The 11,391-nt window shown below is 53.4% G+C and carries 13 protein-coding genes and 1 pseudogene; 10 read left to right on the forward strand and 4 right to left on the reverse strand.

Annotation, left to right across the window (positions count from 1 at the left end):
• The first annotated feature begins 67 nt into the window (after positions 1–67).
• Positions 68–985, forward strand: coding sequence for a C40 family peptidase (locus tag HF685_RS14680; protein WP_168820625.1), 918 nt, complete (start codon positions 68–70; stop codon positions 983–985).
• 10 nt (positions 986–995) lie between these two features.
• Entirely contained in the window at positions 996–1,928 is a 933-nt protein-coding gene (gene argC, locus HF685_RS14685; protein WP_168820626.1) for an N-acetyl-gamma-glutamyl-phosphate reductase, read from the forward strand.
• Positions 1,929–1,945: 17 nt separating this feature from the next.
• On the opposite strand, the gene lepB is transcribed toward argC, so the two are convergent.
• From lepB to pyrE, 4 genes are read right to left on the reverse strand one after another with little or no spacing between them, the layout of a single operon-like run.
• A complete protein-coding gene (gene lepB, locus HF685_RS14690) occupies positions 1,946–2,887 on the reverse strand; it encodes a signal peptidase I (protein WP_246218647.1) in 942 nt (313 codons plus the stop codon).
• 4 nt (positions 2,888–2,891) lie between these two features.
• The gene (gene acpS, locus HF685_RS14695; RefSeq protein WP_168821560.1) at positions 2,892–3,317 is read right to left on the reverse strand and encodes a holo-ACP synthase; all 426 of its coding nucleotides are present in this window, start codon (positions 3,315–3,317) and stop codon (positions 2,892–2,894) included.
• 10 nt (positions 3,318–3,327) lie between these two features.
• Positions 3,328–4,056 carry a pyridoxine 5'-phosphate synthase gene (locus HF685_RS14700; RefSeq protein WP_168820627.1) on the reverse strand — a complete coding sequence of 243 codons (729 nt, stop codon included), beginning with the start codon at positions 4,054–4,056 and terminating at the stop codon, positions 3,328–3,330.
• Positions 4,053–4,637 carry an orotate phosphoribosyltransferase gene (gene pyrE / locus HF685_RS14705; protein WP_168820628.1) on the reverse strand — a complete coding sequence of 195 codons (585 nt, stop codon included), beginning with the start codon at positions 4,635–4,637 and terminating at the stop codon, positions 4,053–4,055. The genes HF685_RS14700 and pyrE overlap by 4 nt, the downstream gene beginning before the upstream one ends.
• Positions 4,638–4,900: 263 nt before the next feature.
• Here pyrE and coxB point away from each other — a divergent pair, with 263 nt between their 5' ends.
• From coxB to HF685_RS14745, 8 genes and pseudogenes are all read left to right on the forward strand, one after another.
• The gene (gene coxB / locus HF685_RS14710; protein ID WP_168820629.1) at positions 4,901–6,031 is read left to right on the forward strand and encodes a cytochrome c oxidase subunit II; all 1,131 of its coding nucleotides are present in this window, start codon (positions 4,901–4,903) and stop codon (positions 6,029–6,031) included.
• Positions 6,032–6,042: 11 nt separating this feature from the next.
• Positions 6,043–7,704: a cytochrome c oxidase subunit I gene (gene ctaD, locus HF685_RS14715; protein WP_168820630.1), complete on the forward strand. Its 1,662-nt coding sequence runs from the start codon at positions 6,043–6,045 to the stop codon at positions 7,702–7,704.
• An 83-nt stretch (positions 7,705–7,787) separates the two neighbouring features.
• Positions 7,788–8,693 carry a heme o synthase gene (locus HF685_RS14720; protein WP_168820631.1) on the forward strand — a complete coding sequence of 302 codons (906 nt, stop codon included), beginning with the start codon at positions 7,788–7,790 and terminating at the stop codon, positions 8,691–8,693.
• Positions 8,690–8,851: a hypothetical protein gene (locus tag HF685_RS14725; RefSeq protein WP_211051529.1), complete on the forward strand. Its 162-nt coding sequence runs from the start codon at positions 8,690–8,692 to the stop codon at positions 8,849–8,851. The genes HF685_RS14720 and HF685_RS14725 overlap by 4 nt, the downstream gene beginning before the upstream one ends.
• A 74-nt stretch (positions 8,852–8,925) precedes the next feature.
• Positions 8,926–9,438: a cytochrome c oxidase assembly protein gene (locus tag HF685_RS14730; protein WP_425500189.1), complete on the forward strand. Its 513-nt coding sequence runs from the start codon at positions 8,926–8,928 to the stop codon at positions 9,436–9,438.
• 32 nt (positions 9,439–9,470) lie between these two features.
• Positions 9,471–10,331, forward strand: coding sequence for a cytochrome c oxidase subunit 3 (locus HF685_RS14735; RefSeq protein WP_168820633.1), 861 nt, complete (start codon positions 9,471–9,473; stop codon positions 10,329–10,331).
• A gap of 15 nt (positions 10,332–10,346) precedes the next feature.
• Positions 10,347–10,730, forward strand: a pseudogene (locus HF685_RS14740) (DUF983 domain-containing protein); the annotation flags it as partial.
• A gap of 10 nt (positions 10,731–10,740) precedes the next feature.
• Positions 10,741–11,370 (forward strand): SURF1 family protein, encoded by a 630-nt coding sequence (locus tag HF685_RS14745; RefSeq protein WP_246218648.1) that lies wholly within the window; start codon positions 10,741–10,743, stop codon positions 11,368–11,370.
• Positions 11,371–11,391: the final 21 nt, after the last annotated feature.

Below are 11,391 nucleotides of genomic sequence, written 5' to 3' on the forward strand. Positions count from 1 at the left end.
CCAAGAATTGGCAGGGTTCGACCATAGTTTGCTCATGGTCACATCGGGGTAAGTATACGTAATGGATATGAAGGTCAGCAAAATCGCGCATGCGAAATTTTCGCTGCATGGACCGGAGGAGGCTTTTGATCCCCGGACGACTGCACATCGCGGCGATTTGGCAGATATATCGCTGGCCGGAAAAATGTTCGCTCCACATTACGCAGAACCTTTGCCGATGCGCTGTTCCGCGCCCAAAGCAATGTTACGCAAAAATGGCGGCAAAAATTATGAAGCGATTTCGGAATTGTTGCACGGCGAAGACTTTAGGCTGCTGGATGTCGCCGGAGATTGGGCATGGGGCTATTGCGAACATGATCAATATGTCGGCTACGTGCCCGTCCACGCTTTGCAGCATGCGCGCAAAACACCGGAGCCAACGCACCTGATTTCCGCGCGCGCGGCTTTGATTTTTGTCGAACCGGATATTAAGTCCGGGGTGATGAAGCGCTTGCCGATGGGCGCGCGTCTCGCTTGCGGCGACGCCAGTGAATGCGGGAAGTTTTTGAAAACGGGTAAAGGTTTTGTGCACGTTCGCCATGTTCAACAAATCGGCGCGAAACTGGTGTTTGACGGCGCAACCGGCACAGCTGCGCTTGCCGAGCAACTGGTAGGTGCGCCTTATCTTTGGGGTGGCCGCAGCGGAGACGGGCTCGATTGCTCCGGCCTGGTTCAAACGATATTGGCCCTCACCGGAACACCTGCCCCGCGCGATAGCGATCAGCAAATGGCGCAATTGGGCAACGACATTCCCGATGGAGAAGAATTGCGGCGTGGTGATCTTGTCTTTTTCCGGAATCATGTCGGGATCATGGCCAATCCAGATCAATTGATTCATGCCAACTCTTTTTGGATGCAGGTTTCAGTTGAACCTCTGGCTAACGTTGTAACCCGTTTTTCCGAGAATGACGACCAACCGGTTCTGGCACGTAAGCGGCTGAGTTGAGTTTTCGGCGATGACTTCCAACGTATTCATAGATGGCGGCGTCGGTACGACAGGCCTCGAAATCCGTGATCGGTTAAATGATCGGGCGGAATTTGCACTGGTATCCTTGGAAGAAGACAAGCGGAAAGTTCTGGCGGCTCGAAGCGAGGCCATTAATAGCGCTGATTTTGTAATATTATGTTTGCCCGATGAGGCCGCCAAAGAAGCGGTTTCACTGATTGAAAACCCAGCGACCCGGGTCATTGATGCGTCCTCCGCGCATCGCACGGCACCGGATTGGGTGTTTGGCTTTGCCGAGTTTCGCAAAGGCCAGCGCGAGAAGATTACCGAGGCGCGATTTGTTTCCAATCCCGGTTGCTATCCAACAGGTTTTCTTGGGCTTGTCGCGCCGCTTGTTGCAAGCGGCCTGCTACCGGTAGACTGGCCGTATTCGGTCAATGCGGTATCCGGCTATTCCGGTGGCGGTAAGGATTTGATTGCACGCTTTGCGGATGAATCGAATATCGGCGCGCGCAGTTACGGGCTGAACTTGCAGCACAAGCACATGCCCGAGATGAAACGGCACGCGGGGCTTGCGCATGATGTGGTATTTGCTCCGATGGTTGTCCGTGCTTATCGCGGAATGCTCGTTGAAGTACCGCTTAATCTAGCCGCCATGGGTGTTGGCGCTGGAGCCGGTGATCTGATTGCCGCACTGGAAGGCCACTATCGCGATTCCAAAATCGTAAGCGTCACAGACGGCGATGGCATCAACGAACTGCTGCTCAGTGAAAATGATCCACCGACGGACCGGTTGGAGCTCTTTGTTTTTGCCAATGACCAAGGGGATCAGGTCAGGCTTGTCGCAAGATTGGACAATCTGGGCAAAGGTGCCGCTGGCAACGCCGTTCAGTGCCTTAACCTTATGGCCGGTTTGGACGAAACAGCAGGGTTGCGACTTTAAGCCAGCGTTTCGCGCCGCTAATTTGCTGTGGCAGGAGAAGGTTTTGCGGCACTGACTGGCTTCAATTCATTGCGCGCCGGACGCAGGCTTGTTCCCGCCCTCCCGCTGCGAAACGAACCGATCCACGACAACGGGTTCCAGCCTGTTGAACCATCGAGCGAGAAAGTGATAAACTCTGCGCGGCCGCCGACATTCTCCCAGGGGATCGGCCCGCCAAGACCGCCCAATGCGCTTGAAACACGGCTATCGGCGGATTGATCACGATTGTCGCCCATGAGGTAAACATGACCCTCGGGCACAACGACCGGTTCGATTTCGTCAACATCATAGCGTTGCCCCATATCGATAACGTCATAGCTCACGCCATTGGGTAGCGTTTCGCGCAAAATCGGGACATTGCAAACCATCGTGCCTTTGGCATCCGTGGTGCGCATACCGGGAAATTCATTGTCTCCGCAGGGGGAATTTGCATCAACCGGGATTGCGAGGTCGGGCTGGACTTCCTGTTCGACGGCAACATTGTTCAGAAAAACCTGACCGCCGCGCAGTTCGATTGTGTCGCCGGGTAAGCCGATAACGCGCTTGATATAATCGCTGCTTTGGTCCTTGGGAGTGAGGATGACGACATCTCCCCGCTCTGGAAGAGAGCCAAAAAGGCGACCTTGTAGACGTGGCAATATGTGGAAGGTTGGCGACACCCACGACCAGCCATAGGCATATTTGCTCACAATAAGCCGGTCACCCACGAGCAGGCCGGGCATCATCGAGACGGATGGAATATAAAATGGTTTGGCGACCAGGCTGTGAAAAGCAAGAACGGCAAGAAGGAGAAGGCTAATGCTTTTGATCTCGCCGATCCAGTCGGTTTTTTCCTTTTCGGCTTCACCGGTTTCCACGGAGATAGGGCCTCCATCTGTTTGTTCTAGCGCCATATTTTTATCTTCGGTTTCTTTATCCATGTGATTATCCGTTCAATACGCCCTTTTCTCTCAAAGGAGCCGCTTCGATAATCACGAATGCCTGGGCCCATGGATGATCGTCAGTGAGTGTGAGATGAACGGTGGCGCTATATCCCTCTGGCGTAATCGCGTCGAGCCGTTTTTTCGCGCCGCCTGTTAAGGCCAGCGTCGGCGCGCCGCTTTTGGCATTGACCACCCCGATATCCTTCATGAACACACCGGCTTTGAAACCGGTGCCTACGGCTTTGGAATAGGCTTCCTTGGCGGCAAAGCGCTTGGCATAAGTGCCCGCTTTGGTGAACGGCCGGCGCTCCGCCTTGGCGCGTTCCACTTCGGTGAATACGCGCTTTTCAAATCGCTCGCCAAAGCGGTCGAGCGAATTCTGGATGCGCTCAATATTGCAGAGGTCAGAGCCTAGGCCGATGATCATAGTCTGGCGCTCACCGCGCTTCATCCATCAACGCGCGCATTTGCCGGATGCTGGCATCCAGTCCGCCAAAAATTGCCTCACCGATCAGAAAATGGCCGATATTGAGCTCAGCCAGTTGGGGGATTGCGGCAATCGGCATGACATTGTCAAAAGTCAGGCCATGGCCGGCATGCGGCTCGATGCCGTTCTTTGCAGCTAGCGCTGCCGCGTCACTGATCCGGCGCAACTCCGCTTCCCGCTCTGCCCCGGTAGCATGTGCATAATGGCCGGTGTGGAACTCGACAACTGGCGCGCCGAGATGGATGGCCGCTTCGATCTGCCTTGGGTTCGGTTCGATAAACAGGCTGACCCGGATATTCGCATTGCGCAATTGCCCGACAAAATCGGTCAGACGGTTATGTTGCCCTGCCGCATCCAACCCGCCTTCGGTGGTGCGTTCTGCGCGGTTCTCCGGAACGATGCACGCAGCATGCGGTTTGTGGCGCAGCGCGATATCCAGCATTTCGTCCGTCGCGGCCATTTCGAGATTCAGCGGAATGCTGAGCTGGTCCATCAGAACAGAAAGATCATCATCGCGAATATGGCGCCGGTCTTCACGCAAATGCGCAGTGATGCCATCAGCACCTGCTTCGGCGGCAATCAGGGCCGCGCGGATCGGTTCCGGATGATCGCCGCCGCGCGCGTTTCGAATGGTGGCAACGTGATCGATGTTCACGCCAAGGCGGAGTTTTTTGCTCATGCCTTTAGATCACGACTGCCCGGTTTGGTCGCCGGAATTGCGGCAAGGGCAGGCGGTAAATCATCAGCCGCATAATCGGGCGCATCGAGTTGCACTAAAGAAACCAGAGGCACTCCTACGTCCGCCTTGCCATTGGACCGATCAATCAAACAGGCCGCGCCCAATAATTCGCAAGGGTAGGAGCGGATCGTCGCCAGACATTCGCGCGATGAAAGTCCGGTCGTTACAATATCTTCCACCATTACGACCCGTTCGCCTTCAGACACTTCAAACCCGCGTCGCAACTTGAACTCACCTTCTTCGCGTTCAACGAAAACAGCACGACATCCCAATGCCCGAGCTGTTTCATAGCCGGGCAATATACCGCCCATTGCCGGCGAAATAATCAGATCGACTTTGCCGAATTTTGCAGTAATCGCATCTGCCAGCGCGCGGCATAAGCGTTCGGTCCGTTCGGGATATTGGAAGACCCGCATCTTTTGCAGAAATACCGGTGAGTGGCGTCCGGATGACAAAATGAAATGTCCTTCAAGCAAGGCATTGCTGGCTCTAAACTCTGCTAAAACTTCATTCTCGTTCAATGATTTAATCCTGCTACTTATGCTTTGCCACTATCAAATGGGGGCGATGTCTGGACGATACCAGACCTTAAATTTGCTAAAAACTGAAAAAATATGACTAGAGTAGCTTGAGGCTTGCGGCAAGCCTGCTTATAAGCCGCGACAAACGGGGCGATATCGGTTATGTTCACGGATGCACTAATGACCATATTCATTAGCTGCCATGACGTGCTAATATAGCTGAACAGTCCGGAAATCAGGGCTTTGATAAGGTTGATCGATAAATGAAGCATTATGTGAAAGCATGGATTGTGGCATTGGGCCTGATTCTCGCGCCGGCTGCAGTTTCCGCGCAGGAAGCCCAAGACGTATTGCCAGCAGCGCCGGGCGCAGAAGCTGCGCCAACAGAAGCAGTCGTGCCAGGAGCTGACGCAACCGCTCCGGTAGCAGAGGCCGGTGCAGCAGAGGCCGCTAAGCCAGCAGGTCTTGATCCCGAGCTTTACACACCGATGAAACCGACTCCGGGAATTGGCATGCCTGTTGATGGAGGTATCGACTTTCAGGAGCAGTTCAGTGAAACTGGCAAGCAAGCGCATTGGATCAACAATGCCATATTAGTGCCAATGATGGTTTTCGTTTCCTTGTTCGTACTTGGTCTTATGCTTTGGGTGATGGTGCGCTATCGCCGTGGTGCCAATCCTGAGCCTTCCAAAACCACACATAACACGTTCATCGAGATTATCTGGACGGTTATTCCCGTTTTGATTTTGCTGGTTATTGCCGTTCCTTCGATCAGCTTGCTTGCCAAACAGTTTGAGCCTGCGCCGGAAGACGCGCTTACCGTAAAAGTAACCGGGTACCAATGGTATTGGGGCTATTCTTACCCCGACAATGGCGATTTTGAAGTTATTTCAAACATGCTGTCCGAGGAAGATGCTGCTGCCCGTGGAGAACCCCATCAGTTGGCTGCGGACAATCGGATGGTCATTCCTGTCGGCAAGCCAGTCAAGCTGTTGATTACTGCTGCTGATGTTATTCACAGCTTTGCTATTCCGGCTGCATGGTTCAAGCTGGATGCAGTACCCGGTCGGATCAACGAGAAAGTACTCCAGATTGACCGCGAAGGGGTCTATTACGGTCAGTGCTCCGAACTTTGCGGCGCGCGGCACGGGTTTATGCCGATCACCGTTGAAGTTCTCTCGCAAGAAAAATTTGACAATTGGGTTCGCGCCAATGGCGGCAAGACCAAGGGCGAAATCGCCGCGAGTTCGGCGGCAGAGGCAGCAGCTGCAAAGGCGGCAAATGCAGAAGCTGCAAAAACCGCCGCTGCTGCGGCGACTGAACCTGCCGCTACTGCTGCTACCGACACACCAACAGATAATGCGCCTGCCGATGCAGCCGCCGCTACCAACTAGGGCTTAGTGATATGACAACAATTACAGCAGATGGACATATTGACGATCACGCGCATGATGCGGATCACAAGCCTGCGTTTTTCCAGCGCTGGTTCATGTCTACCAACCACAAGGATATTGGAACGCTTTACCTGATCTTCGCCATCTTTGCCGGTATTATCGGCGGCGCAATTTCCGGTTTGATGCGTCTGGAACTGGCTGAACCAGGCATCCAGTATCTCCAGGCTTGGGCAAGCATGCATCAAGGCTCGGAAGCATCAATGGATGAGGCTTATCATCTATGGAACGTGCTGATAACCGCGCATGGTCTGATCATGGTGTTTTTCATGGTGATGCCAGCGATGATCGGCGGTTTCGGCAACTGGTTTGTACCGTTGATGATCGGCGCGCCGGACATGGCATTCCCGCGCATGAACAATATCAGCTTCTGGCTGCTGGTTCCTGCGCTGCTATTGCTTCTGGGCTCGACGTTTGTACCGGGCGGAACAGGTCTTGGTGCTGGCACAGGGTGGACGGTTTACGCGCCGCTCTCGACCAGTGGCTCGATTGGTCCGGCGATGGATATGGCGATCCTGTCGCTCCATCTGGCGGGTGCTTCGTCTATTTTAGGCGCGATTAACTTCATTACCACCATCTTTAATATGCGCGCGCCGGGGATGACCCTGCACAAAATGCCGTTATTTGTCTGGTCGGTTCTGGTTACAGCATTCCTGCTTCTTCTGGCACTGCCTGTGCTTGCCGCAGCTATCACTATGCTGCTTACGGACCGTAACTTTGGCACGACTTTCTTTGATGCCGCTGGTGGCGGTGATCCGGTGCTTTATCAACATTTGTTCTGGTTCTTTGGTCACCCCGAAGTGTATATTATGATTTTGCCCGGTTTCGGCATGATCAGCCACATTGTCTCGACCTTCTCGCGCAAACCTATTTTTGGTTATCTCGGAATGGCCTATGCGATGGTTGCTATTGGTGTTGTCGGCTTCGTAGTCTGGGCGCACCATATGTTCACCACCGGAATGTCGGTTAACGTGAAAATGTATTTCACGGCTGCGACAATGGTGATTGCAGTGCCAACGGGTATCAAGATATTCTCCTGGATCGCGACCATGTGGGGCGGATCGATGACCTTCAAAACGCCCATGATGTGGGCACTGGGCTTTATCTTCATGTTCACCATCGGCGGCGTAACGGGTGTTGTGCTCGCCAATGGCGGCGTGGATGATAACTTGCATGATACTTACTATGTGGTTGCTCACTTCCACTATGTGCTCTCACTCGGCGCAGTCTTCTCGATCTTTGCCGGCTTCTATTACTGGTTCCCGAAAATGTCGGGGCGGATGTATAATGAGTTGCTGGGTCAGTTGCATTTCTGGATTTTCTTCATCGGTGTAAACATCTTGTTCTTCCCTCAGCATTTCCTGGGGCAGCAGGGTATGCCGCGCCGTTATGCCGACTATCCCGAGCAGTTTGCTTACTGGAACCAGATTAGTTCGCTCGGCTATGCCGTGATGCTGGTTGGTGTGATAATCTTCTTCATTAATATTGCCTGGTCAATGTTTGCGGGCCGCAAGGCGGAAGGCAATTACTGGGGTGAGGGCGCAACGACGCTGGAATGGACATTGTCCAGCCCGCCGCCGTTCCACCAATTCGAAACGCTGCCACAAATCAAGTAGGATTGATGGCACAATTGATATTAAATCCGGGAGCTCAAACAGCTTCCGGATATCGATATCAACAACCGGAATTTTAAAGGGCTATGACAACGGCGTCTGAATCTCTCTATGGCATGGCAAGCGCGAAAGATCTTTTTGCGCTAACCAAACCGCGCGTGATGACGCTTGTTATCTTCACGGCGCTATGTGGATTGCTTGTGGCGCCGGGTTCCATTCATCCGGTCATCGGTTTTACAGCGATACTGGCGATCAGTCTTGGGGCAGGTGCATCTGCTGCGCTTAATCAGTGGTATGAAGCGGATATCGATGCGGTCATGAAGCGGACGCAACAGCGGCCACTTCCTGCTGGTCGGATGGATCGTGAAACAGCACTACATTTCGGCATCGGACTTTCGTTCTTTTCGGTGATTCTCATGGGCCTTGCGGTGAACTGGTTCAGCGCCGCGTTTCTGGCATTTTCCATTTTCTTCTATGCGGTCGTTTATACGATTTGGCTCAAGCGTGCGACGCCGCAAAATATTGTTATTGGCGGTGCTGCCGGTGCTTTTCCGCCGGCCATCGGCTGGGCTGCGGTAACCGGTGATGTAACAGTTATGCCGGCGCTTCTGTTTGCAATCATCTTTTTCTGGACACCGCCGCATTTCTGGGCGTTGGCGCTTTTTATGAATAGTGATTATTCCAAAGCCGGTGTGCCGATGATGCCGGTTGTGGCGGGCCGCAAGTCCACGCGGAAACAGATTTTTGGCTATAGCCTCATTCTGGCCGTTTGCGCGATTGCGCCTTACGCTTTGGGACATACTGGTGTCATTTATGGCAGTGCTGCCATCGTTTTGAGTCTGGTTTTCAGCTGGCTTTCGCTGAAAGTGGCAACAAGCAAGACTTCCCAGCCATCAGAGATGAAAGCCGAAAAGAACCTTTTCAAATTTTCGATATTTTACCTGTTCGCATTGTTTGCCGCATTGGTGGCTGATCGGATGATATTGGCATGAGCATGATCGATGAAACCAAAGCGCCGATGACGCCGGATGAGCAAAAAGCCTATCAAGCCAAGCAAAAGCAGCGTGCGGTCATTATGGCCGGATTGCTGGCCTTTCTGGTGGTGCTTTTCTATTTTATTACTTTTGTGAAAATTGGCACTGCAACGTGACGACAGCGGCGGAAACCACCCTGTCCGGAAAAAACCGGCGGAGCGCGCTGTTGGCGGGCTTCTTCGGATTGTGCATGCTCGGCATGGGATATGCTGCCGTGCCGCTTTATGAAGTGTTCTGCCGCGTGACCGGTTATGGCGGCACCACGCAGCGGGTCGGTGAAGCACAGGCTGCAACCGTCAAGGCGACAAATCGCGTGATGTCCATCCGGTTTGACTCCAACGTAAATTCGGCGCTGCCCTGGACGTTTAAGCCAGAGCAAGCGGTGGACCATGTCAGCGTCGGCGCGCGCGATATGGCGATTTACATCGCGACCAATGAATCCGATCAACCGGTGCTCGGCACCGCCACGTTTAACGTGACGCCCGTCCAAGCTGGTAAATATTTCAACAAGGTGCAGTGTTTTTGCTTTACGGAACAATTGCTGAAACCGGGGCAGACGATGCGGATGCCGGTGTTATATTATGTTGATCCGGCAATTCTTGAGGATCCGGAAACGCGCGATATTGAAGAAATCACCCTCAGCTATACTTTTTATCGTTCTAAAGACGGCAAAGCGGTGGACCCCGCAAAAAGTGATAGCTAAGAGATAAACAACGAAGTTTGGGGAATACGACTATGGCCGGTGCCAAAAATCATGATTATCACATATTGCCGCCTGACATCTGGCCGATCTTTGGTGCCTTTGCCGCTTTCACGATGGCTATTGGCGGTATCCGCTGGATGCACGATATGGCATTCGGCCCGCTCGTATTTGCGGTGGGCGTCTCTGCCGTCGCGTGGACGTTCTACGCGTGGTGGTCCAATGTGATCAAGGAAGCGCATGCGGGCGATCATACGCCGGTCGTCCAGCTTCATCTGCGCTACGGTATGATATTGTTCATTGCGTCAGAAGTGATGTTCTTTGTTGGTTGGTTCTGGGCGTGGTTTGATTTCTCGCTCTTCCCTCAGCCACTTGAGGTTGTTGATGGCGTAACCACCAACCTGATTGGTCAGGAAGGCGCTGCGGCTCTGTTACAGTGGCCACCAAAAGGCATTGAAGTGTTAAGCGCGTTTGAGCTTCCTTTGCTTAACACCATGATTTTGCTGTGTTCGGGTACCACCGTCACTTGGGCGCATCACTGCCTGATCCACGGAGACCGCAAAGGTTTGATTACCGGTCTCTGGCTGACGATCATCCTCGGTGCGGTGTTCACGATGATCCAGGCCTATGAATATAGCGTTGCGCCGTTTCCATTCGCTGGACTGAACTACAGCGCTGCGTTTTATATGGCGACCGGCTTCCACGGCTTCCATGTTCTGGTTGGTACGATCTTCCTGATTGTCTGTCTGGCGCGTGCGTACAAGGGGCACTTCACCCCGCAACAGCATTTCGGTTTCGAAGCGGCCGCCTGGTATTGGCACTTTGTCGATGTTGTCTGGTTGTTCCTCTTCATTGTTGTCTATGTATGGGGCGGCTGGGGTGCACCGGTTCACTAGAGCGCTCGATAAGGGATTGCTTTGACCGAATCCGAAAACACAAAAGGGCAGCCGGACGTTCTTCCCGCTGCCCTTTTTGGTCTCTGCCCGAGATGCGGACAGAAAACCCTGTTCCGCAGCATCACAGCCTTCGCTGATCAGTGCCGGGCCTGCGGGCTGGACTATACGAAATTTAACGTCGGTGACGGACCTGCGGCTTTCCTGACCTTGATTGTCGGCGGTTTGGTTCTTGCGTTGGCGCTGATCGTGGAACTGAACCTGCATCCGCCAATGTGGGTGCATGTCCTGTTATGGGTTCCAATCACCATTGGCGCAGTGGTTGGCTCTTTGCGTGTTTCCAAAGCTGCACTGATTATTCTCGAACACCGCAATCAGGCCAGCGAAGGCAAAATTGATGAGGGGGCGGGGCGTGAAGCGTTTGCCGATAATCTCTTCACTGATCGTCGCATTGGCAGTCGGGGCCATGATCTATCTTGGTTTTTGGCAGCTGGATAGACTGGATCAAAAAGAAGCGCTTCTGGAAACTTATGCTGCAAATTTCGACAAGCCGCCGATGGCATTCCCGCAGCTGGGGCCCGTTGCTGACGAGGCCATGTTCCGGAAATCGAGCATAAACTGCCTGCGCATTACAGACTGGCAGGATAGCTCGGGTAAAGCGTCCAACGGACAAAGCGGCTTTCGCTATATCGCAAACTGCGTAACCAGTGCGGAAGGCCCGGGTGTCCTGGTCAATATGGGGGTCAGTAACCGGCCCAATCTCGAAATTGACTGGCAAGGCGGCGTTCTGACTGGCTGGATAACGGAAGCTCCGGGCGAATCCTCCCTGCTGGACAGGTTAATGGGCAAAGACACCGCGCCAGGGCCGATGCTTGTAGCGGATAAACCAATGGCCTCACTTTTGGCACCTGCTAGTCCGTCTATTGAAGACATTCCGAATAACCATCTCGCTTATGCGGTTCAGTGGTTTTTATTTGCCGGGATTGCGCTGATAATATTCCTGATCGCACTTAGGGCGAAGAATTCCAGCGGAACTAAATAAGCAGACCGATTAGCCTAACGC

This window comes from Parasphingorhabdus halotolerans, assembly GCF_012516475.1.
In the GTDB taxonomy this organism is placed as follows: Bacteria; Pseudomonadota; Alphaproteobacteria; order Sphingomonadales; family Sphingomonadaceae; genus Parasphingorhabdus; species Parasphingorhabdus halotolerans.